The following is a 23930-nucleotide window of genomic DNA, read 5'->3' as shown; positions in this document are numbered from 1 at the left end:
AATAGTAAAAATTCAAGATATTCTACGAGAGAAATCTTGAATTTTTGAAGAGTGAGTTGTTTAGTTGAGTTCTGGATACGTTGCTGTGCGGGGATGATTCAGGAATCGTGGTGGATGTGTCCATGTGAATTTCCCGTCACGAAGAAGTCATCCTGTATTGAAAATATTAAAGTATCAAAAGTTGAGTAATACTTTTCCTACTATATCTTTTCGTCCGATAAAATGTGCAGTTTCACTGTTTCCATAACAGTTCTGGAAACACTGACGAGAATCGGCAGAGTTATTGCGATTGTCTCCCATCACCCAGTAGTATCCTTCAGGAATTGTGAATATATTTTGTTCTACAGAGTCAGGGAGACGGGTATTGCCTTTATTCGAAGAGGAAAGATAGGTCTCATCAAGCTCTACAAAATCACCAGAACCACTATTTGCCTTCCTAATAAAAACATTTCCATCTTCGAATTTGATAGTGTCTCCAGGAAGGGCAATAACACGCTTGATATAATATTCACGTTCTTTATCAATATGAGGAGTAATTACAACCACATCACCACGATCCGGATCTCATACATGAACGGGAAGATTTCAGAGTAGCGTTTTTTCTATCTTGGTCCACATGTTCTCCCCACTTCCAGTTGTATTATAGGTAACAGGAAGATTGAGATAGGAGAGCTTATCGACAAGGATATATTCTTTGTCATGATAATTTGTTTCCATAGAGCTTCCATTGATTCGAAATGGAGTGACAATAAACATTCGAATGAAAAGCACAACGAGAAGAATAATGATAAGATCTCGGAAGAAAGAAATAACTTCTTTGACGGTTTTGTTTCCTTCATCGAACTCTGTTGTTTCGAATATTTCTTGAGTGTCAGACATGAATTATTTTTTAGAATATAAAAGAGGGGTTCTGTTTATTGTTTTCCGTGACATTGTTTGTACTTCTTTCCGCTTCCACACGGACATAGATCGTTACGTCATACTCAGACATATTCATTTCGTTTTTCGTTATTTGCTTGGATAACTTTGACTCATTCCATCTCTTCGCCTCCATTGTATTCTGAATGTCAGAGGCGACTTGCTGTTGATGAGGCATGATTATCGAACGTTGCCTCACCAGACTCTGCATATTTTGAGAGAAGTGTTTCTTCGAGGTTTACCTCTTCTATTGCTTCCTTTGGTCTTGCTGTAAGGAGTCACTTCGTTACGCGAAGTCCGATAGTTTCTATGAGGGCCACGAATTTATCGTAGGCTCTTTCTTTGTAGATAATAAGAGGATTTTTCTGGGCATATCCTTCAAAAGCTACTTCTTCCCGAAGGTGTGCCATACTGTCGATATGATTCATCCACAGTTCATCAATAGCAGCGAGTGTCAGTCTGCGTTCGAATTCCGCAAATTCTTCTTCTGTTCCTGTATTTCGGAGGCTTTCTATCTTTCCTGATAGAAGGGAATATGCGCGTTCAGTTACTTCTTCGTAGTTTTTCGTATTCGCAAAATCGTCAGTAACTAGTCCTTCTGATTCAGAAAAAGCATTGAGTCACTCGACAACTCTCGTGAGACTCTCTATACTCACTTCTTTCTCTTCTCATTGAGCTATACTGATGATGCGAGCAACTTCAGTCTCGAGCATATTGAGAATCTCACCATGAATATCGACTCCTTCGAGAATCTTGTTTCTTCGGTTATATATCGCAAGACGGTGATGATTGAGAACATCATCATATTCGAGAATATGTTTTCGAATATCGAAATTTCGACCCTCCACTTGTTTCTGAATAGTCATGATATTTTTCATGAGCATATTGCTCTCGATCAGTGGATCTCCTTCAGGATGAGATTCGAAACTTGCCAGAATCGCAAAAAGTTTATTCCCACCAAAAATACGCATGATATCATCCTGTGGAGAAAGCATGAACTGTGAAAGACCAGGATCACCTTGGCGACCCGAACGTCCTCTGAGCTGATTGTCGATGCGACGTGTTTCATGTTTTTCTGTACCGATAACATAGAGTCCACCGAGTGGATACTCTTGGATACCTGCAGCACCTTCAATCTTGACGGTTCCTATGAGTGTTCGGACACGATCATCGATTTTGATATCAGTTCCACGTCCTGCCATATTGGTAGCAATGGTGACAGCGCCGTATTGCCCAGCTGCACCGATGATTTCTGCTTCTCGTGAATCTTGTTTTGCATTGAGGACTTCATGAGGAATTCCTTCTTTCTGGAGCAGAGCAGAAAGATATTCACTTTTGGCTACAGAGACAGTTCCTACGAGAATTGGTTGACCTTTTTCATGAAGCGCTTTGATAAGCTTCACGACGTATGTATATTTTCCTTTCTCACTTTTGAAAAGCAAATCCCCACGATCTACACGCTTGATCGGTTTATTGGTTGGGATAGTGATAACTTCCAGATGATAAATCTTATAGAACTCTTCTTCTTCTGTTTTTGCTGTTCCTGTCATTCCTGAGAGTTTCGGATAGAGACGAAAATAATTCTGGAAAGTTACACTCGCAAGTGTCTTTGACTCTTGTTGGATAGTGACATTCTCTTTTGCTTCGATCGCCTGATGAAGACCATCAGAATATCTACGACCAGGAAGTACACGTCCAGTGTGCTCATCAATAATGAGAATTTCATCATTCCGCACGAGATAATCAATGTCTTTCTGGTATACGGCTCCAGCTTTTAGAGCATTCTCTACATGGTGTATATCATTGAAATGCTGACTCACATAAATATTGTCCACACCGAGAAAACTTTCTACTTTCTTGATTCCATCTTCTGTAAGAGTAGCGGTTTTTTGTTTTTCATCGATTTTATAATCTTTCTCATGCACCAGAGAACGGGCAAGAGCTGCAAATCGGACATATTTGGTGGTTGGTTCTGCATCTGGTGCAGAAATAATGAGCGGTGTTCGAGCTTCATCAATGAGAATGGAGTCCACTTCATCGACAATAGCGAACCATTTTTTTCCCATTACTCGACGCTCCTTGTTGATAGCCATATTGTCTCTCAGGTAGTCGAATCCGAGCTCATTGTTCGTTGCATATACGATATTCGCATTATAGGCATTCTTTTTCTCATCAAAACTCTGGTTGTGAGTAATAACTCCAGTTGTGAGACCAAGAGCACCATAGATAATAGACATTTCCATAGCATCACGACGTGCGAGATAATCATTCACTGTGACGATATGAATCGGGGTACCAATAAGAGCATTGAGATAGGCTGCAATGGTAGCCACGAGTGTTTTTCCTTCACCAGTTCGCATTTCTGCGATATTTCCTTCGTGAAGGGCAAGAGCACCAATAATCTGAACATCATACGGAATCATGTTCCATGTGATTCTTTTTTCATTCCCGAAATCGAATTCCTTCCCATAAATGAGTGCACAAGCGCGTCTATGAAGTGCTATAGCTTCGTATTTTATGGATTCCAGAATTTCACGGATTTTCGGTCTATCATCTTCCTTTTCGATATCGAGTCCTTCAAAAAGTGATTGAAATGCATGAGTTTTTGCTTGTACTTCCTCAATTGTTTTTATCTCACCGAGAAGGCGTTCTTCTATTTTTTTGATTTTTTCCAGATCTTTCGCGTATTTCTTTAGTTTTTTCTCTGATGGATCGCCGAATATTTTGGTAATGAGGGAAAACATATGTATTGGGAAAAATATAAGTAAGTTACACGAATGAAAAAATAATCCACTCTGAATGATATTATCGAGAAGATATAGAATTTATTTTGTATCTTCTTTTCTGAAATCTGCGCAATTATATAAGAAAGTTCCTGCTTTTCAAATCTTCCACCGCGAAAAACCGATGAATATATTTACAAAAAAATAATATGAGTCATGATATATATCGATAAATCTATCGAAAATGAGTATTTTATAGTATTTCTTTGTAGAGTTTTTGTCACCATGTGGTTTCTGTGAGTCGCTCATCGAGACAATATATCGGAGCATCTTCATTCACGTTGCGTATTCTTCCCACAAGAGTATTTATTTTTGCAATTGCAAGAGGACAGCCATATTCCTCGAAATTATTCTTCATGCCAATGGTTCGAGCAAGATAATACGGATCACTGGGTGGATCGAATGGCATTTTAGCGAGGACTATGCTATCAGATTTTTCCCAAATACTCGATTCATCAATCCAGCTATCAATAAGACCAATAAGTGTTTTTTTTCAGTCATACTTTTCATACATTGATAGTATTTTTCATTTTCCACCAGAGATTCATTGGGTAAATACTTTTATTTCAGGATAACGTTTTTGAATATCTTTTGAGAGAGAGCGGAGGTGTTTATTGCTGGTTGATAAAATAACAGTAGCCAAAGATTTTTCTATAATCGAGAAATGATTTGTGGTAACTTGTAGTAGATATTCCCCCTTTCTTTCTTCACTATTTTTCCAGTGAATATGGCATTCATTCCGGAGAAATGATTGTACGATTGGTCATCAGATTCCATATCCAGTGAGAATAATTTTTTCTCCAGATTGGATATTGAGAAAATTTTCTATGATGGGAGAAGTATCTCGAGGAATAATAGTGAGAATAGTATTATTCTCCAGAATAGAAACAATCATTCAGAGATTTGTATTTTGGAAATGTGTTATTTCTTGTATTGTTCGGATATTTCTGAGGAGTCGTTGGAGTATCTTTTTGTCGATTCCAGTGAGCTTCTTGCTGAGAATTGCTTCTTGAGAAAATACATCTCGAAGGTTATTCATGAACAGGAGTATCCATTTATTTCCATGATTCCAGAGATCTTCTTGATCGAAATAATAGGTCTCTCCATAATCTCCAGGAGGAATAGGTGAAGGTCATTCTGGACGTTCCTGGAGATTCTCGATGAGATACTGGAAGTATGCCATACTCATCCGTGTTCTCTCTCTGAGATTTTCTGATAAAATTCAGTTTCCATACAAGTATGCAATATCATTTTCTATCTCGAGAAAGGAAATCCTTCGGCTTCCAGATTTCCTGAATGTGTCTTCCAATTCGATAATATCACGCACGATGGTACAAGATTTTTCTCAGAAAAATGGTTTTTTCTGGAGTTCTTCTATCCAAGGATCTCCGATGAGAATATCGGCTGTGAGCGCATTCTCTTTTTGTTTCTTCTGGAAGTGTGAATACTCGGATTCATCTAGTCGAAAAAATTCTATCCATTCGCGTTCTTCTCCGTAGTATTTGAGTTCATCGAGAAGCCCTGTTTTTGTATTTTGGAGCCAGAAGAGCATTTTGATACAAAATATCAACTCTTTTCTCTGGAGGAGGGATTTTTGTATGAAAGATTCTAGTGTATTCAACGAACAATATCTCTTTGTTTCGATGATCAGTTCCGCTTTATATCCAGCTGTATTGAGTTTCTCTTTCCAGAATAGGCTTTGTTTTTTTCCATTCGTTACCAGAAGGATTTTTCCGTATTCCTCCTTTGTTTTTTTGATTAGCTCGAGTTCTTCATCTATATTTCCAGATAAGTTTCTATATTCCATGACCGGAATTTTACTAGTATGAAAAGTATTACTAGTTATTTTTTCAGAAATCTGTGAGGGATTATCAATGCAATATCATGAAATATTCTCGATTTCACAAAGCTGAACCAGAGTTTCTATGATTTTGTGTGAATCTTTCCCTAGAAAGAACGAGAATATTTTTTTCCCTTCTTCACCCATCGTCAATATGGATTCCAAATAATGTATGAAAAGTCATACTGATAGTCTGGTATCATCGAGTGCGCGGTGTTCTCATTCTATAGGTATTCCATAATGAGTTGCAAGGAAGAGGAGATTGAGACTTTCGACATCTTGGGAAAATATCTCAGAGAGTTCAAAAGTATCAATTGTAATATTTCTCGATATATCGATTCCATGTGTTTTGAGCATGGCTATATCGAAAAGAACATTATGTCCGACGATAATTGCATCACCAATAAAATTTCGTACACGTTCTCGGACGGATCCCCATTTTTCACGTCATTCGAGCATCTCTCTCGTGATTCCTGTGATCATAGTGACTTCTTCCTTGAGCTCTCGATCAGGGTCGATGAGCATGGTTCGCTCTTCACTATTGATGATGAGGAATTTTCCATCCCTCTTTTCGAGTTCAAAACGAATAGCAGCAATCTCGATAATCGTATCTGTTTTTGGGTCGAGTCATGTGGTTTCGAGATCGAGTGCAACAAAAATCATAGAAGGTGTATTATGCGAAATACTCTATCGAAAAAATGAAGAAAGTCGAGCTATATGGGAAGTGTGAGTTGACAATACTTATATTTATAAAATAAAATTGACATTCTCTCTCTCAATTAAAATCATAAGCACTTATTCTTTATTCTTAATCTTACTATGTCAGAGACTATTTGAAAGGCTGTCAGGGTATTACATGTCGAAGATGATGAGCGCGATTGGTTAGAGCCAGTTCAGATGTTTTTCCCACGTAGAATGCCTCAATGATCTACACTTGTTTCTGTAAGTACATTGCATGCTATGCAAGAAGCAATACGAGATAAACACATTGATATTGCAATACTTGACGGTAATTTTCCAACTCAGATTTGAGAACGAGCACAATGGAATGCTGACAAAGCTGTGGAAATTTTAGGTACGAAATTTCATGATATAGTCATTCTTGTTTTGACTGCAAATCCTCCAGAGAGTGCGAATCAAAACCAGAGAGTATATAGTTATTTAGATAAAGTCGATTGACTTGGTGACTTATGGAACACTATAAATAGGATAATTCAAGAACAGACTTCAGAAGGTGAAATGAAATAGTTTTTATCTAACTTAGGAAAGTCTTGAACAACTATGAGTAAAAAATCCCTCTCAAGATGTGAGAGGGATTATCTATTACTTCTGAAGTTTATTTCTGAGAAATGCTGGAACATCGTAGTCATTTTCTGGTACTGGAGCTTGGGCTTGCTGAGGAGTATGAGAGTTATTGCCATGATTGTTGTTTCCCATGAGCGAAGTCTGTCCTCCGCCAATAGGTCGAGCTGCACCAAATGATGGTTCTGTACGATTTGGTTGTGATTGAGCTGGAGCCTTTCCGAAGATTCCAGATTGTCCGAATCCACCACGATTCATGCTTCCGAGTTGTGCATTGGTTTCTTCTGAGAATCCTGTTGCAATCACAGTAATCTTGATTTCACCTGTGTATTGCTCATCGATAGAAGTACCGAAGATGATATTTGCATTTGGGTCACATGCTTCTGTGATGAGACGGGATGCTTCGTCCACTTCGAACATAGAAAGGTCTGTACCACCAGTGATGTTGAGGAGGAGTCCCTTTGCACCATTGATAGAGAGCTCGAGAAGTGGAGACTCGATAGCAGATCGAGCCGCCTCAATAGAACGATTCTCACCGCTTCCATATCCGATTCCCATGAGAGCAGAACCAGCATTTTCCATGACAGAACGTACATCAGCGAAGTCGACATTGATGAGTCCAGGATGGGTAATGAGGTCAGAAACACCTTGTACACCTTGCTTGAGAATCTCATCAGCAACATGGAATGCTTCGAGAAGTGGAGTTTTTTTGTCGATGATAGAAAGAATCTTATCGTTCGGAATCGTGATAAGTGTATCTACTTTTTCCTTGAGTGTCTCGAATCCTTCGAATGCCTGAGCACTACGACGTTGACCTTCGAATGCGAATGGCTTAGTCACAACACCCACAACGAGTGCGCCAAGAGATTTCGCAATCTCGGCTACGATAGGCGCAGCACCAGTACCAGTTCCACCACCCAGTCCACAAGTGATGAATACCATGTCAGCACCAGTGAGTGCTTGTTTGATTTCTTCGCTTGATTCTTCTGCAGCTTTTTTTCCTGTATCAGGATTGGCACCAGCACCAAGTCCACGAGTGGTTGCTCGACCGATATTGATGCGAGTTGGAGCTTTCGATGTGAAAAGTGCCTGAGCATCAGTATTGACAGCGATAAACTCGATACCTTCAATACCAGAATCAATCATACGATTGACGGCATTGTTTCCACCACCGCCAATACCAACAACCTTGATATTTGCAACAGGAGAAATATAGCCAACATTTACTTCAACATGTGTCTGAGGAGTTGGAGTGGGAGTAGGAGTAGGATTCATATTGGTTCGAAGAAGTTTCTTGAGACGATCTTCACTTGAAGTGGAAGAAGTAGACATAGAAAGGAATGATTAGGGATTATAGATTTTGAGCTTTTATGGAATAATTTTTTTGAAAAGATTTTTCAGTGAGGTGAGTGCACTTCCAAACGAAAAATTGATTTTGAATTGTTTTCGTGCTGCTCCGTATTTCTGAGCGAGAAGCAATGTGCCCACAACAGCGGTATAGATTGGATCGCTGATAGATGTTCCACTGACTCCGTCGATTTCTTCCGGAACGCCGATACATGCCGGAAGTCTGAGATAATCACGAGCAAGATCCACGAGCCCACGCATTTTTGCAGCTCCTCCAGTGAGAACAGCACCCTCAGGAAGCATTCCATCGCGACCAACTTGCTTGAGTTCCATGATGACATGATGGAAGATTTCCTCATATCGTGCACGGATGATATCATTCATGAATCGACGAGATACAGTTGTAGTATCTATGGATGAGAGTTTCGAGAGATCAATTTCTTCATCGTAGTCTGGCTTCATGCCTTCACCGAAGTTGAGATCTCCATATTCGAGCTTCAGACGTTCAGCAGTATCGATAGAAATGCGAAGTCCGAGAGCAAGATCACTCGTCACATGTTCACCACCGATAGGTACAACGGCCGCATATATAAGTGCACCTTCTTCATAGACGGCAATATTGGTAGCACTTGAACCAATATCGATAGCCACAGCACCGAGTTCTTTCTGACGACGAGAAAGCATTGCTTCGCCAACTGCGAGAATATTCGGATAAATATCCATAATCTCTACACCAACATCGAATACTCACTTCTTGATATTCGAGAGAATATTCGCTCCCATAGAAATAATATGACTGCGAACTTCGAGTTTTTTTCCACTCATTCCGACAGGATTCTTGATACCACTCTCGAGATCGAGAGAAAAGCTCTCAGGTATAACCTTCAGTACACTACGATTCATGAGGTCGACACCATTCTGACTCATATCGAGTGCACGATTTACGTCATCTTCTGTGACGTCGAGTCCTGCGACAGCGACAATACCAGAACGACGAGTGATATCGATATGAACACCAGAAACACCGAGACAGATATGAGAAACTTGTTCTCCTGTCATTTTCTCAGCATCACCAAGGGCGATATCGAGATTATTCTTGAATTCCTCCATATCGAGGATATTTCCTTTGCGGATACCGCGGGATTCCGCAATACCAACACCAAGGATTCGGAGTTTCTTTTCATCATTCCATTCGCCTATCACGGCTTTTATTTTCGAGCTGCCTATATCTATGGCTACGAGTTGTTCTCCAGATACCATATATTGTAGAGAAAATTAGGTGTATAAAATCTTTACTCTTAGGAATGCTATTCCTGAAGCGAATATGTGTATTTGTGTGTGAATTTGTTAGACATATTATATGTTCCCAAGTTGATTTTACAATGCTATTCTTTTTACTCCCGTATACACATTTTGTACTCATGCGAGGTTTACAAAATAACGTTTTTCGATACACTCGCCTCTACTTCGATGTCAAAAACTTTTTATGCTCAAAACCTTTCACATCAAAACCTTCGGGTGTCAGATGAACTATGCTGATAGCGAGAAAATCAATATGATCCTTATGTCTGCTGGATTGCGCAAGGTGATTGATCCTGTGAAGGCGGATATTGTTATCATGAATACGTGTTCTGTCCGTCAAAAGGGAGAAGATCGCGTTTTTGGATTTATGCACGAGATTGAACGATATCACAAGACTCATAAGACAGGAATGGAGGTTCTTTTTGGTATCACGGGTTGTATGGTACGAAAGACGGGAATGGCGAAGCGATACCTGGTGAATAAACGATGAACGATGAATGATGAACAGTATAAACGGCATGGAACAAAGCATATTACACTCCTTGAGTCATCAGATTCACTGACGAATTATGATGATGAACTCTTTCTCCGTTCAGATTCTATAGATTTTACATTTCGTATTGAGGAAGTATCATTTCTCACCAAGATTCTCTCGCTCATAACGAGTGAAGATATCGGAAATGATGCGAAGTTCAATGAATATCTCGCCGTCAGACAGCTTCAGGAGAACCCTGCGAGTGCGAATATCATCATCCAGACGGGATGTGATAACTTCTGTACGTATTGTATCGTGCCCCATACACGCGGAAGGGAAGTGAGTCGTGCACAAGAAGACATTATCACAGAGATTCGGGAGGTAGTGCAGGGCGGAAGTCGAGAAATCACACTGCTCGGGCAGAATGTGAATAGCTATGGAAAAGAGACAAAGGCGAAGCTCTGGAATCCTGATGAACTCACATGGACGAACAAGGATGTGAAAACACCATTCCGTGAACTGCTTGAAGAAATAAATACTATCGATGGACTCGATCGTATTCGCTTCACTTCGTCGAATCCACATGATATGACGAAGGATATTCTCGATGCTCACTTCGAACTTCCGAAAATGTGCAATTATCTCCATTTTGCGCTCCAATCTGGTTCCGATACGATGCTTCGTCGAATGAACCGTAAGCATACCTATGCTGATTTCAAGGCGCAGGTAGAATATCTTCGAGGTCGTGATTCACTTTTCTCCATCTCGACGGATATTATTGTCGGATTTCCATGAGAGACTGAGGAAGAATTCCAGGCAACTGCAACGGCGATGCGAGAATGTCAGTTTGATTTCGCATTTATCGCGCGCTATTCTCCACGTTCTGGAACCATCGCAACTGATAAATATGCAGATGATATATCGCCAGCAGAGAAGGCTCGCAGATGGAATATTCTCAATGATATTCTCCGTGAGACTGTGCGAGAGAGGAATCTCCTCATGGTCGGTCGAGAAGAAGATATCCTGATATCTGGAACTGCAAAAGATGATATGCTCGTCGGACGGACGCGGAACTGGAAGGAAGTGTATATAGAGAGATGAACGATGAGAGATGAACGATGAGAGATAAAGGTTGGCGACATTGTAAAAGTGAAAATCGATCGACTTGATGGATGGGCACTCAGAGGAGAAGTACTTCAATAGCTTTTAGTTTTCTATTATTTTTCTTGTATGAAATATATTCTGCTTATCACATCTCTCTTGGTGATTGGATTCAGTACTTTGGTGAGTGTTCCGGGTTCTCCATATCTCATCTGAGGCATGACACAAGCAGATATTTCTGCGATGCATCCGACTCAGATCACGCCTGCTGGAATCACATTTGCTATTTGGTCAGTGATATATGCATCATGGATTCTTGTATGAATATATTTCGCGTTCTTCGCTCAAGCGAGCAATTCTTCCGAGGAACGTATTCTTTCGAAGTATGCATTTGCTATTTTTCTCAGTGCCGTCTGGTTGATTCCATGGGGATTCAACATGGTGGGGATTGCGTGTATGATTTTATTGATGATTTTCGGACTGATGATGGATGTGTTTTTGTCTTCGCGAAAAAGTCATCCAATATTGAAGTGGAGTATTGAACTGACGTTTGGTTGGATCAATATTGCAGTACTTGCGAATATGACTATTTGGCTTATTTCTATTGGATTTATCGGCAATAGTATTCCAGAGAAATATTGGACTATTGGAGCATTGAGTTCTATTTCTCTTTTTGTGTTTTATTATCAGTTCCGGTATCGTGCGTATATTATTTCTTTCGTTTTTTTTTGGGCTGCTTATGGTATCTGGATAGCTCATCCGAATCTTGAAGTGATTCTGGCTTTTTGGAGCAGTCTCATATGTATGAGTATACTCTATTCATTCTGGAAAAAATAATAGAGAAATTGCTTTTTTTTATTTTTTCCCTAAGATTCCGTCATCCTAAAACCTAATATTTTCATATGGATTTCAAACAAGCACAAGAGCTCATGAAGCTCCAACAACAAGCTCAGAAGATTCAAGAAGAGCTCTCTAATACTCACATCGAAGCAGAAGTGGATGGTGTGGTTGTGACTATAGATGGTCAGCTCAAGGTTGTATCTACAGTTATCGAAGATGAGTCTATCCTCAAGGATAAAGCAAAACTCGAAAAAGCAATCACTGAAGCCATCAATAAGGGTATGAAAAAGGCTCAAGAAATCGCTGCAGATCGAATGCGTGGGGTTATGGGTCAGATGGGATTGAACATTCCTGGAATGTAATAGAAATACTGAAAAACTTCGAACCTCATTGTCAGAAAAATTATTTTCTCAGTCATTTACAAAATCAGTAAACTCCTATCGAAAAAACTTTTCTTCCTCGAATTTCTTGTTTTTGATTATTTTCCCTCTGCTATCTGTACTTTTGTAACCAAAAGTACCAAAAGTCCTTCTTTCGTTGTCTCATTTCTGATTTTCTTTTATCTCGATTTCCTAAAATCGAAAAACTCGCTGTCGCTCAAGCAGTTTCGATTTTTTACGGAAATTCTCGATGAGAAAATCTAGAAATTCAACAAAATAAAGAAGCAATAACTTAATTAATACATATTTTTCTTATGAACCCAAAAATCCTTCTCTCCACAAACTTCGGAGATATCACTATCGAACTCTTTCCACAGTCAGCACCAAAGGCGGTGGAGAACTTCATCGGGCTTGCAAAACAAGGATACTACGATGGAATTATTTTTCATCGTGTGATTCGTGACTTCATGATCCAAGGTGGGGATCCGACAGGAACAGGTCGTGGTGGGAAATCCCTCTGGCATCGTGCCTTCGAAGATGAATTTGACCGCAATCTCACTCACAAACGTGGTGTGATTTCTATGGCGAACGCTGGTCGTAACACGAATGGTTCTCAGTTCTTCATCGTCACGACTGAGGATGCGAGTTTTCTCGATGGGAAACATAGTATCTTCGGACAAGTGGTCGAGGGGATGGATGTGGTGGATGAGATCGAACGACTTCCTGTCGATGGGAATGATCGACCAAAAATGGAAGCGAAAATCGAAAAAGCAACTGTTCTCTTATAAAAGTCCATTGAGGACTTTTTGTTTTTGGATATTATATGCCTATGCACAAGCGTTCACTCTTCATATTCCGTCAGGATATTCGTACGAGAGATAATACGGCTCTTCTTGCAGCCATGCAGAATTCAGAAGAGGTATTTCCTATATTTATTCATGATATTCGAGCTATAGAGGATTTCTGAAGGAGTGATTCTCGATTTGGATTCATCCGTGAGGCACTGGAATATATAGATCAGGAGCTTCAAAAATTCTGAGGGAGGGTGACAGTATATTCTGGGAAACCAGAAGAAATTGTGTCTGAACTGATTGCACGGTATTCGATCAATGCTATCTATACGAATACTTCGTATTCTCCTCGTGGAAAGATACGAGATGATAATATTCTTTCTATTTGTGATCAGAAAAATGTAGTTTTTTACAGTTTTCAGGATTTTCTGCTGGTAGAGCCTCAAGAATGCGAACAGAGGAAAGTATTCACTCCGTATTCGATGTTGTGGAAGAAATTCCTTCTTGCCCATCCAGAGAGACTCGGTATCAAAGAATTCCAGTGAGGTGGTACAAAGTGGTTCATACCATCCGAGAGAAAGGAGATATCTGAGGTTATAACTATTCCGCATCATCCATATTGGGGTATGTCATTCTGATTAACTCGCATAGAAAAGGATTTTTCTTCCTATGAGGAAACGCGAAATATTCCATCGATAGATGGTTCGACTCAATTCTCTCCATATATACGGTTTGGGGTATTTTCTATTCGTGAGATATATAGCAAAGTATGTGACAATCCCGTGTTATTATCTGAGATTATCTGGAGAGAATTCTGGTATCATATTGCGTATTATTTTCCATGGACATATGACCTCGAATTCCAGGAGCGGAAGAGAAATATCATCTGGGAAAATGATACATCGAGTTATGAATGGCAACAATTCGAAGCTGGAAAGACAGGATATCCCCTTGTGGATGCCGCTATCAGACAGCTTATCGAGACGAATTGGATGCATAATCGACTTCGTATGGTTGTCGCATCATTTCTCACGAAAAATCTCGGTATAGACTGGAGAATCGGGGAAAAATGGTTCAAAAAATATCTCATCGATTATGATGAGGCGGTGAATATTGGGAACTGGCAGTGGAGCGCATCGGTTGGTGCAGATCCGAAACCAGTGCGGATATTCAATCCTCTTTTGCAGTCAGAGAAATTTGATCCAGAGGCGAAATTCATAAAAAGATATCTCCCAGAGCTTGAATGAGTCACTCCGAAAGATATTCATACATTGAATCTGAAGGGAAGATACTGTCCTCCTATTATTGATCAAAAAGAGAGTGCGAGGGAAGCACGAGAACGATATAAGTGAGTCTAACACTTTCTCTTTTTAGCCTTTGGGATCGGTGCGAATGATATGGTGAGAAGTGCTACTTTCGTGAGTTCTTCTCGATTTTCTATCCAGTCAGCATTCATTGGCGCGGTATTTTTACTTCATGGATAGGCTTTTGTCTCGGTATCTTCGAAGAGTCCTACAGTTTCTGGAAAAGTCTTGAAGAAAAGGGTATTGTCACAGGCAAGTGCAAACATTTTTTCTCAGGAATATATCCCATATTCCCCGAACATTGCTTTCGCATGAAGATCAGGAATATCGGAGAGAAGTTCGAGAAAGTATTCGAGAGTGGATTTATCGGTTGCCATGATTGTTCGGATTATAGAGACTCAGAAATTCTTGCACATTTGGATATGTTTCGAGACTCTTCGCTTCCTCAATGTCATAAAATCCGATTTCTATACATTCATCAGATGGTATAAAATTGAGGTCTTTTACAGAAGTTACATAGAGTGCATTCACTTTTTCTTTTCAACTCTTTCCTGTAAATTTAAGGAAATAACAGGGTTGAGATTCATGTTGAATAATTTCTAATCACATTTCTTCAAGTAATTCTCGTTTCAAACAAGTTGATATATCTTCTCATTCATCCAGTCATCCTCCAGGAAGATCCCAGATTCAGTTCTTTTCCTTGGAGAGGAGGAACTTCTTTTCCTCATTGAGAATGAGTGCTTTTATAGAAATGCGGTAAAAGCAAGGAGGGATACTGTGTTCCATGATATTTTTGTACTAAGAATTATTTTCCTCATCTTCTTCTCCGACGATTCCATCATGCTGGAGATCGACCATCTCACGGTATTCTGGAGAGATTTTATAGAGTTCTGCATGGGTTCATTTCGCGAGGATGCGACCCTTTTCCATGAGATAGATGATATCCGCATTCATGATCGTCGAGAGTCGATGTGCTATGATGATACTGGTGCGGCCTTCCATGAGGTTGTCGAAAGCTCATTGTACGAGCTTCTCCGTCTTGGTATCGAGTGCACTGGTTGCTTCATCGAGGATGAGGATCTCAGGATTGGCGAGAATCGCACGAGCGATAGCGATACGTTGTTTCTCCCCTCCAGAGAGTTTGAGTCCGCGTTCACCGACTTGGGTTTCCCATTTTTCTGGGAGAGATTCGATGAATTCCAAGATATTCGCTTGGCGTGCTGCTTTTTCGAGCTCTTTCTCCGTGATGCCATCGCGCACGTATTCGAGATTGTGTCGGATAGTTTCATTGAAGAGTGTTGTATCCTGGAACACGGCAGCGAACTTCTGACGATAACTCTCGAGTGAGAAATCATAAATATCCGTTCCATCGATGAGAATCTTTCCTTTGCTTGGCTCATAGAAACGCATGAGGAGCTGGATGATCGTGGATTTTCCACTTCCAGTATGTCCGACGAGCGCGATGCGTTGTCATTTTTTGATCTCGAAATCAATATCTGAAAGTACTTCACGATCATTGGAAGGATAGGAAAAAAAGAGATTCTGGAAGGTTACACTTTTCTCTATCTTTTGGAGAATCCGTGTGCCAGTATCTTTCTCGCTCTCCATCTCGAACACTTCCTTTGCTTTCTCATAGTAGGCTATATCACGCATGCTTCATTGAATCACTTGGAAGATTTCCATTATCGGAGAATAGATGCGATCCGTGAATGAGATGAAGAAGAAAAAAGTCGCATAATCAGTTTTTCCCATGTACATCAGAATTCCACCACCAGAGATAGTGATAAGTTTCGCAAGGATCGTGAAAAATCTTCCGAACGCATTGAATTGGCTCCAGTTTTTTCGGACGGACATCTGTGCTTGATTCCCAGCATCGAGCCGTTCCTGCATGATATGGTATTCTGTCTCATTGCGTGCAAAAATCCGGATAACGGGAAGATTGATAATGCTATCTACAAGCCGATCATACATACGATCCCATTTCTTGTTCGCAATACGCTGGTTGCTATGAGCCTGACGACCGAAATAGAAAACACCGAGAATTCCGACTGGTAGAAAAAGAAGACAAATAAGCGTGAAAAACGGATCGATGACGAGTCCAGAAATAAGAAGTGTGATAAATACAAGAATCTGTGGTAGAACCGCAAGGATGAGATTGTCTGCGACTGACCAGACTGCTTCTGCAGAACGATCGACGATTTTCTGTTTTTCTCCCGCTTGGATATTGCGATGATATTCTATCGGAAGCCCGTGCATCTTCTTCATGATACGCATAAGAAAGATTCCCCAGTCTTCCATAGCCTTATTCAGAATTCGCATCCCATAAGCATATCGGATGAATATTGTAAAAATCCCCACACACGTCCAGATGCCGATAATAATAAAAAGATCCTTCAATCATTTCTGTTGTTCGAGACTGCCGATGAGCCATCGATAAAAATACGGTTCGCTCGAGATGGATGCGACGAGGAGTATGAGCATAAAACCAAGCACCTTCCAGTCTTTTTTGAGTTTCTGGAGATGATTCGTCATTTCGATGAATATGCTGATTTTCGAAGATTCTTTTTTAGACATGATTTTTGAGTGTTTCAGAAAGGAAAGTGAGGTTTTTTTGTTCGAGAAGGATATCTCATTTTTGCTCGTATTCGCGAGCGTTCCAATATTGATGATTCTTCGCTGCAGAGGGAAGTGGGATGATGATTTTTCTGACACCAAATATATCAATCTCTGCAAGTGTCGTTGCACTTCAGCGGGTGATGGCTATATCCGTATTGTCGAGAAGCGAAGCAATATCTTTTTGATCTATCCATTCGAGCGCTTGGATATTTTGAATATTTCCAAAATCGGATTTCATACTGCCATTGAGTTTTCCGAGAGAAATAATCCATTCATATGGATTCTCATCTGAGAATTGCTCAAGAATCGCCTCGAAAATCGATCTTGCACCTTGGCTTCCACAGATGACAAGGATGTGTTTCTTATCGGTCTTCCAAGAAATAGTCGGTTGGTCAGTTGGTCAGTTGGTGGGTTGCTTCGAGAATATAGGATCCAATATTTGTCCGACCACTTCACATTTCTTTGTATCGAAGTATTGTTTCGCGCTTTCGAATCCGAGAAAAATTTTCGTTGCTATTTTTCCGAGAAGCTCGTTCGATCGACCAGGAATCGTATCAGATTCATGAATATAGAGAGGAATTCCGAGCGTCCATGCAGCAATTCCAATAGCAACAGAACCAGGTCCACCTTTTGAGAAAATACAAAGTGGTGGATTGGTGGATTGGTGGATTGGTGGATTGGAATTATTTATTTGTCATTCTTGTGAAGCGAGAATCTCTTTCTTCAGTATCTTTCTTGCTTCCAGTATCCCTTGAAGAAGCACAAAAGGGTAGAGTAATATTTTTGGTGATTTTGTAGTTGCGAGCTTCAGTGTTGGAATCGATACGAAAGGAGTTTTATTTTCTTTTGCTTGTTTTTCTTCATTCGAATCTTTTCCTCCGATCCAGAGAATCTCATGACCCCCAAGTTCCTGAGCAATCGAAAGAATCGGCTGGATATGTCCACCCGTTCCTCATCCAACGAGGATGATTTTATTGTATTGCGCGAATGTTTCTGAGAGTTTTTGGTGCATAGTTTCTATTCTTCATCATCTTCATCTCCAACGATTTTCTCGAGCATCTCTATCATGAAATCATATCCTTCGATATTCGGCTTCATGGAGAGGATATCTTCGACTTCGAACCATTTATAGTCATGGATTTCCTCAACTTGAGTTGAATTGATAGTATCATCTGTTTCCATGAGAAAAATATATTCGGTTCTGGATTTATCCTTTCCTTCCGCATTCTTGTACTCAAGGTCATAGATGGCAACGGGGAGTGGATGGTGGTTGAGTTTCTTTCCTTTGTGGTGGAGGATTTCTGTATCATCGATTTCGAAAAATCGGGCTGCAATATTGAATTCTTCTCGAACTTCTCGCAACATAGCATCATGGAGCGACTCATCTTTCTCGACGTGGCCACCTGGAAGAACCCATGGAGTATTTTCCTGGTGTTGCGTGAGGAGAATCTGACCTTCAGGATTGAATATAAAAGCACGGACAACAGCAGGGAATAACATGATATGAAAGTGAGGAATAAAATCTCTCGAATCATATCGAAAAATGAGAAAAAAGCGAGAAGATATTAGACTATCTCATATCGTCCCATCTGGCTCAGTGTGATATGTCATCGTATCTCGAGCATAGCGAGATTCACGAGAATATCACTCATTGGGATCTGTGTATGAGCGAGAAGGAGGTCGACCGAATCATTTCCATTTTCGATTGCTTCATAGAGGATTTTCTCCGTCTCGTTCTCGAATGTCGGTGGTGTCTTCACGATTGGGGTTATACCGGCACCGATACTCTTGAGGTCGAAATATTCTTCCAGAATATCTCCAGAACAGCGGACACATTTCGCTTGTCCTGTCGCGATGAGCATATTGGAACCCTCACTGGTTGCGCGGTCGATATCTCCAGGAACAGCGAATACATCACGTCCGTGCTCGAGTGCGAGTTGTGCTGTGATGAGTGTGCCACTCGAGAGTGCCGCTTCAGGAATCAGGATACCACTCGAGAGTGCCGCGACGATCTCATTGCGGATAGGGAAGTTGTATACTTCTGGTCCTGTTCCGAGTGGAAAATGCGAAATCAGTGCGCCTCAATGAGAGAGAATCTTCTCGAAGAGAGTCTTGTTTCCTGCAGGATAACAACGATCAATTCCTGTACCAAAAACAGCAATCGTATAACCGTTATTCTCGAGCGTGATATGATGTGCCATACTATCTACACCAGTCGCTCATCCACTAATCACTCATACCCTGGCAAGTATAGTATCTGGGATGATTTTTTCGAGAATCCGTTCGGCATAGTTCGTACTCTTTCGTGATCCGACAATGCCGATGAGCGGCATATCGGAACGGAGAGTTCCTCGTACAAAGAGAAAAAATGGGGCATGTCCAATAGTTTTGAGACGATCTGGGTATTCCGCATCGTGCATATCAATGATTTGGATATCTCTTTTTATGAGAATTTCATCGATTTCTTCTACTTTTACTTTCTTCGATTTTTCGAGGATTTTCTTTTTTCTCTCCTCAGGAATATCAGCTGATATATCTTCATTTTTCACTCATTCCCAGACGAGTTCTGGAGTATTCTCTCATTCTTCGAGGAAGAGATTCTTCAGATCATTGTGAGTGAATCCAGATTGGAGAAGGCATACGAGCGCCAATTTCTGAGCATTATACATATCGGTATTTGAAAAAATTATTCAACAAAAGCGATGGCATATCTTCAGTGGTGCAAGGGAGGAATTCTATATTATGATTTCTTGCCTGTTTTTCTGTTTCAGCTTGAAGTTTTTCGAGTGCCTCGCGGTATGAAGATTTTACTTTTTTTGACTCGAAAATATGACTCGGAGAAAGCTCTTCTGGGTGCAGAAGAAAAAGAAAAATAACATCATTGTTTCTCGATACATGAGAGAATTTTTCTATGCCATGAATACTATCGATATCACCGAGAATCAAGATAATGCTTTTTTCGATTCTCATTTCTGTGAGAGAATCATTTTCTGGAGAAAGTTCTAAAAATGGGAATCGTAATACCTGAGCACTTTCCTGTATTTCTTCTCGCATTCGTGTGAGAAAATCTTGTTTTGTCTGAGAATTTTCTTGTGTTGAGAAATCTGAATATTTCTCATCGAGAAGGGAAATAAGATAGACTTTCGGATGGAGAGAAGATTCTCGTTCTTTGGTGTAGAGATTTTCTGTTCCTGTTCATTTTTTCCAGGCAATATCGCGCGGATCATCTCCGATGCTATATCATCGGATTCATCGAATCTCACTGGATTGCCCGCGGATTCGGCGAGAGCCAACTTCATTCATGTGTGTTCACTCTTGGGCGGAGCGAAAATAGATGAGATGCTTCATAGTTATTGAATCTGATAGAATCCTCATCGAGCGTAGATATTGCTCTGGTCTGGTGAGAGAATGGCAGGAAAGAGAACATCACAGGTGCGTGCGAGGCTCACCATATCGATAGAATTCTCACACGGACACGTATTGCAAACAGGAGTTGCGATCATGAGTCCTCTTGTGTTGAGTTGATTGTTGAGACATTTATTCTTCGTGATTCCACTGAGGATTGAGGCACTCGAACATCCATGATACAGAGTACTTCCTGAAGAGTTCATACAGAAATCCTGGCTATCAATAATACCATCGCCATCACTATCATTTCATCCCGAAGCTCCTCACCATTCTCATCTGAGCAAGGTATCCACGATATTTCCATATCATCCGATTTTTATCACAGGACATCCATTATTGCTTGCCGGTCATTGTACCATGATACAGAGGTCAACATCATCATTCATGCTATCGCCATCGCTATCGGTTGTATTTTCGTGATTCTCTGGTGCTCGACATTGGTTGAACGTGAGCATTTTCCCTGCCATCATCGCGAATTCTCCACGAGAAATCAAATCGTTTGGATGAATGCTATTGTCAGATCAGAGTGTGAGGATTCCTGCGGCAATTCACTTTTCAGCATATCCTTGCCAATAGTCGCTAACATCCGTGATATTGATTTTCTTTATATATCCTGTATTTTTCGCATCATCCCAGAGTTGTGCCTGGCGCAAGAGTATTGCTGCTGCTTCGATGCGAGAAGTTTTATTGGTTTCACAGAAAGGACTACTCGTATATTTTTCTCCGTTTTCACACGTGAAGCTTCCATCAGCGTTCAGACTATATCACTGGATAATATTTTTCTCACTCGCATAAGCGATACAAGAATAATACGGATTCGATTTGTCGAGATCAACAAACGAACTCTCTCGATACTCAGAACCCTCTGGTGTGAGACAATCTCCGCACGAGACACGAGTCGCTATACTTACGAGTATATCACGATTGATAGGATCAGCAGGCCTGAAGAGATGACTTCCATCATCGGAAATAATCCCAAAATTATAGAGATTCTGTACTCATTCGTAGAAGTTATCGGTTTTCTGAACATCTGTAAAAGGCAATTCCTTCGCGGAAACGGTATTCCAGAGGAACAGAGTTCATAAGATGAATAAGAGAAAACGTCGCATGTGGAAGATTTTAGAGAGAAATCGGAGAAATGCAAGAAGTCGATACGAATCAGGAATATTACATTTCGCTTGGCATTTTCATCCCAAGAAGTTCGAATCCAGTGCGAATCTGATTCACGAATTGTTCGCAGAGTGCGAGTCGGAATTGTTTGAGGTTCTCATCAGATTCTTCGAGAATCTTCGGAGTATGGACGTAGAAGCTATTGAATGCTACAGCGAGATCATAGCAATAGAGCGCGAGAATATGTGGTTTGTACTTCTCTGCGGTTTCTTGCACAATCGTTTCCATGCGACGAAGTGTTTGGATGAGGGATTTGTCAAAAGATGAAAGATTAGATCTAGTTCCGTCATTCTGAGGCTTTGCTGAAGAATCCAGTGTTTCTGGATAATTCCTGGATCCTTCGCTTTGCTCAGGATGACGAACACTAGTAGTTTCACTTATTTTCTTGGCTCGGACATATGCGTACTGGATATATGGTCCACTATTTCCCTCGAAACTCAAAGCTTTATTCCAGTCGAATATGATATTTCTTTCGCGGTCTTGCATGAGATAGCTATACTTTATAGCTCATACCGTGATTTCTCGGATATCATCATCAGAAAGATTTCGTCATTTTTCCTCAAGAATCTTCTTGGTTCGAACGAATCCTTCTGAAACCAGATCTTCGAGTCGGATAATATTTCATTTTCGCGTACTCATGGCTCCATCAGGAAGAGAAATATGTCCATTTCCTGCGTGAAAAAGTTCCACTCCATCGATCCAACCTGCCATTCGACAGATTTCGAAACATTGCTTGAAATGCAGTTGCTGACGAAGATCTACCGAATATATGATTTTCGCAGGATTCCATCCGTTGGTGAGACGATATTTGATGGCACAAATATCCGCTGTGATATAGAGATTCGTTCCGTTTTTCTTTTGTATGACTGTCGATGGGAGCTTGGTCTCCTCAGGAAATATGACTGCCACACTTCCATCTTCATTCTTTGTAGCGATTTTTTTCTCGAGAAGTTCCTCGATAATATCATTCATCGTGTACTGAAGTGCTGGTTGGTTTCCAATTTTTGGAAGTGGGAGATTCTCATAGAATGATTCACCGATATCATAATCAGGAACGACATGTATCAATGCAAGGATGGCATTCATAGCCTTCAATGAAGTACTTGTAAATTCACCCCAAAGTCTCATATTTTCCTCGTCTCATTCAGAGAGCTTCTTGAATTCATTGCGACAATATTCTTCCACATTTGGATCTTGTTCACACTTTTCTGTGATTTGTATATAGAGTTCGAGAAGGTATTCCACTCATTTTTCTTCGAGTCCATTCGCTCGTCCGAGAAGCTTGTGTGCAGCGATAAGTTTCCCGAAAAGTCCCCAATCACCCACATGCGTATCGCCTATGACTTTATATCCGAGATAACGGTATATATTGATAATTGCTTGTCCGATGGAAGGAGTACAGAGGTGACCAATGTGAAGAGGTTTCCCGATGTTTGCACCAATATAGTCGACGACGATGGTTTGTTGGTTTGTGGGTTTATTTCCAGATTGATTCAGGTCAGCAAAAAGTAAAAGCCAGACAGAATCCGTGAGAAAAAAATTCACATATCCGCCGATAGAATTCGTAGAAACGAAGAATTCCGTATTTTTCGCAAGCTCAGTTGCGAGTTCTTCAGCAATCATATTCGGAGCTTTTCCGACTGGTTTCGCGAGCTGGAAGACTCCGATACAGTATTCTCCGAGTTCGGCTTTCGGCGCAGGGGAGATTTCTAGTGAAAAATCCACTCCGTAGAGAGATTTTATCGTGTTTGTGATGAAGGATTGGATATTTTGCATGGGATGGATTATATGAGTTTTGGCGGATTTTCAAATGTGAGTTTCTCGATTTTGTTGATATCATCGAGACTGTATCCGAGCTCTTCATAGATAACTCCAACACGTCCGAAGAGCGCATCTCGATAATCGAGTTCCAGACTTTCGCTCGTTTCCATGAGGAATTCTTCTGTTGGGGCTTCGATTTCGATATATTTTCCAGTGCCAGGCCACTCATCGATCGAGACTTCTATATCTCATTTTCTCCAGAGTTCGCGTTTTGATTCTTGGAAGAGGATTCTCTCAGGATTATTTGCTTGTCTCAATATCTCGAGCGCATGGTCGAAATCGCTGACTTCTACCTCGATTTCTTCTGTTCCGAGAGCTCCTTTTGCTTTATCTGTATACTTATAGGTCATCGTCGTCTTTCCATATTCTTTTCTCACTCTGAGAGACATATTGTGGTCCGCGCAGATGAATGTTGCTCGTTCGACGAAGAATTCTGGATACACTTGGAAAAATCCGAGAGAAAGGAGTTTTTCTCGGATTGTCTCAGGGTCAATGTTGATGAATTTTGCTTCGATTTCGAGGTTCATATTGT

Annotated in this window: 21 protein-coding genes; 6 read left to right on the top strand and 15 right to left on the bottom strand. The window is 40.6% G+C overall.

The features are described 5' to 3' along the window. Positions 1-60 precede the first annotated feature (60 nt). The 3 genes from lepB to PHY14_03720 form a co-directional block, all read right to left on the bottom strand. A complete protein-coding gene (gene lepB / locus PHY14_03730) occupies positions 61-879 on the bottom strand; it encodes a signal peptidase I (protein ID MDD2694018.1) in 819 nt (272 codons plus the stop codon). Positions 880-914: 35 nt separating this feature from the next. Continuing rightward, positions 915-3662, bottom strand: a complete 2748-nt coding sequence (gene secA, locus PHY14_03725) for a preprotein translocase subunit SecA (GenBank protein ID MDD2694017.1) — start codon at positions 3660-3662, stop codon at positions 915-917. Positions 3663-3894: 232 nt separating this feature from the next. Beyond that, positions 3895-6204, bottom strand: coding sequence for an exonuclease domain-containing protein (locus PHY14_03720; protein ID MDD2694016.1), 2310 nt, complete (start codon positions 6202-6204; stop codon positions 3895-3897). Between the two features lie 156 nt (positions 6205-6360). Here PHY14_03720 and PHY14_03715 point away from each other — a divergent pair, with 156 nt between their 5' ends. Next, positions 6361-6789, top strand: a complete 429-nt coding sequence (locus PHY14_03715; protein ID MDD2694015.1) for a hypothetical protein — start codon at positions 6361-6363, stop codon at positions 6787-6789. Between the two features lie 75 nt (positions 6790-6864). On the opposite strand, the gene ftsZ is transcribed toward PHY14_03715, so the two are convergent. Continuing rightward, positions 6865-8175: a cell division protein FtsZ gene (gene ftsZ / locus PHY14_03710; GenBank protein MDD2694014.1), complete on the bottom strand. Its 1311-nt coding sequence runs from the start codon at positions 8173-8175 to the stop codon at positions 6865-6867. 36 nt (positions 8176-8211) lie between these two features. Continuing rightward, positions 8212-9450, bottom strand: coding sequence for a cell division protein FtsA (ftsA, locus tag PHY14_03705; protein MDD2694013.1), 1239 nt, complete (start codon positions 9448-9450; stop codon positions 8212-8214). A gap of 226 nt (positions 9451-9676) precedes the next feature. Between ftsA and PHY14_03700 the strand changes: the two genes are divergently transcribed. The 5 genes from PHY14_03700 to PHY14_03680 all read left to right on the top strand — a co-directional run bounded on the left by PHY14_03700 (position 9677) and on the right by PHY14_03680 (position 14437). Then, the gene (locus PHY14_03700) at positions 9677-11170 is read left to right on the top strand and encodes a MiaB/RimO family radical SAM methylthiotransferase (GenBank protein ID MDD2694012.1); all 1494 of its coding nucleotides are present in this window, start codon (positions 9677-9679) and stop codon (positions 11168-11170) included. 27 nt (positions 11171-11197) lie between these two features. Beyond that, the gene (locus tag PHY14_03695) at positions 11198-11905 is read left to right on the top strand and encodes a tryptophan-rich sensory protein (protein ID MDD2694011.1); all 708 of its coding nucleotides are present in this window, start codon (positions 11198-11200) and stop codon (positions 11903-11905) included. Positions 11906-11970: 65 nt separating this feature from the next. Then, positions 11971-12270 carry a YbaB/EbfC family nucleoid-associated protein gene (locus PHY14_03690; protein ID MDD2694010.1) on the top strand — a complete coding sequence of 100 codons (300 nt, stop codon included), beginning with the start codon at positions 11971-11973 and terminating at the stop codon, positions 12268-12270. A 332-nt stretch (positions 12271-12602) separates the two neighbouring features. After that, positions 12603-13076: a peptidylprolyl isomerase gene (locus PHY14_03685; protein ID MDD2694009.1), complete on the top strand. Its 474-nt coding sequence runs from the start codon at positions 12603-12605 to the stop codon at positions 13074-13076. Between the two features lie 41 nt (positions 13077-13117). Further along, positions 13118-14437 (top strand): deoxyribodipyrimidine photo-lyase, encoded by a 1320-nt coding sequence (locus tag PHY14_03680; GenBank protein ID MDD2694008.1) that lies wholly within the window; start codon positions 13118-13120, stop codon positions 14435-14437. Here the strand turns inward: PHY14_03680 and PHY14_03675 are convergent. The 10 genes from PHY14_03675 to PHY14_03630 form a co-directional block, all read right to left on the bottom strand. Next, positions 14434-14760: a TfoX/Sxy family protein gene (locus tag PHY14_03675; GenBank protein MDD2694007.1), complete on the bottom strand. Its 327-nt coding sequence runs from the start codon at positions 14758-14760 to the stop codon at positions 14434-14436. The two genes, PHY14_03680 and PHY14_03675, sit on opposite strands and share 4 nt — an antisense overlap. After that, positions 14747-15169: an NUDIX hydrolase gene (locus PHY14_03670; protein ID MDD2694006.1), complete on the bottom strand. Its 423-nt coding sequence runs from the start codon at positions 15167-15169 to the stop codon at positions 14747-14749. The genes PHY14_03675 and PHY14_03670 overlap by 14 nt, the downstream gene beginning before the upstream one ends. Positions 15170-15181: 12 nt before the next feature. Continuing rightward, positions 15182-16957, bottom strand: coding sequence for an ABC transporter ATP-binding protein (locus PHY14_03665; protein MDD2694005.1), 1776 nt, complete (start codon positions 16955-16957; stop codon positions 15182-15184). Continuing rightward, positions 16950-18011, bottom strand: a complete 1062-nt coding sequence (locus PHY14_03660) for a UDP-N-acetylglucosamine--N-acetylmuramyl-(pentapeptide) pyrophosphoryl-undecaprenol N-acetylglucosamine transferase (GenBank protein MDD2694004.1) — start codon at positions 18009-18011, stop codon at positions 16950-16952. Before PHY14_03660 ends, PHY14_03665 begins: the two co-directional genes overlap by 8 nt. A 5-nt stretch (positions 18012-18016) precedes the next feature. Continuing rightward, a complete protein-coding gene (locus PHY14_03655; GenBank protein MDD2694003.1) occupies positions 18017-18499 on the bottom strand; it encodes an NUDIX hydrolase in 483 nt (160 codons plus the stop codon). 65 nt (positions 18500-18564) lie between these two features. Beyond that, a complete protein-coding gene (gene dprA / locus PHY14_03650) occupies positions 18565-19668 on the bottom strand; it encodes a DNA-processing protein DprA (GenBank protein MDD2694002.1) in 1104 nt (367 codons plus the stop codon). After that, positions 19661-20347: a DUF58 domain-containing protein gene (locus tag PHY14_03645; protein MDD2694001.1), complete on the bottom strand. Its 687-nt coding sequence runs from the start codon at positions 20345-20347 to the stop codon at positions 19661-19663. Before PHY14_03645 ends, dprA begins: the two co-directional genes overlap by 8 nt. 2 nt (positions 20348-20349) lie before the next feature. Continuing rightward, complete coding sequence (locus tag PHY14_03640) at positions 20350-21516, bottom strand: S-layer homology domain-containing protein (GenBank protein ID MDD2694000.1); 1167 nt, start codon at positions 21514-21516, stop codon at positions 20350-20352. Between the two features lie 58 nt (positions 21517-21574). Beyond that, positions 21575-23353 carry an arginine--tRNA ligase gene (argS, locus tag PHY14_03635; protein ID MDD2693999.1) on the bottom strand — a complete coding sequence of 593 codons (1779 nt, stop codon included), beginning with the start codon at positions 23351-23353 and terminating at the stop codon, positions 21575-21577. A gap of 8 nt (positions 23354-23361) precedes the next feature. Then, a complete protein-coding gene (locus tag PHY14_03630; GenBank protein MDD2693998.1) occupies positions 23362-23925 on the bottom strand; it encodes a class IV adenylate cyclase in 564 nt (187 codons plus the stop codon). Between the last annotated feature and the right edge of the window lie 5 nt (positions 23926-23930).

Source organism: Candidatus Gracilibacteria bacterium (assembly GCA_028687475.1).
Classification (GTDB): domain Bacteria; phylum Patescibacteriota; class Gracilibacteria; order BD1-5; family UBA2023; genus STC-74.
The sequence above is the reverse complement of the archived record's forward strand: the minus strand, read 5'-3'. Positions and strand labels throughout refer to the sequence as shown.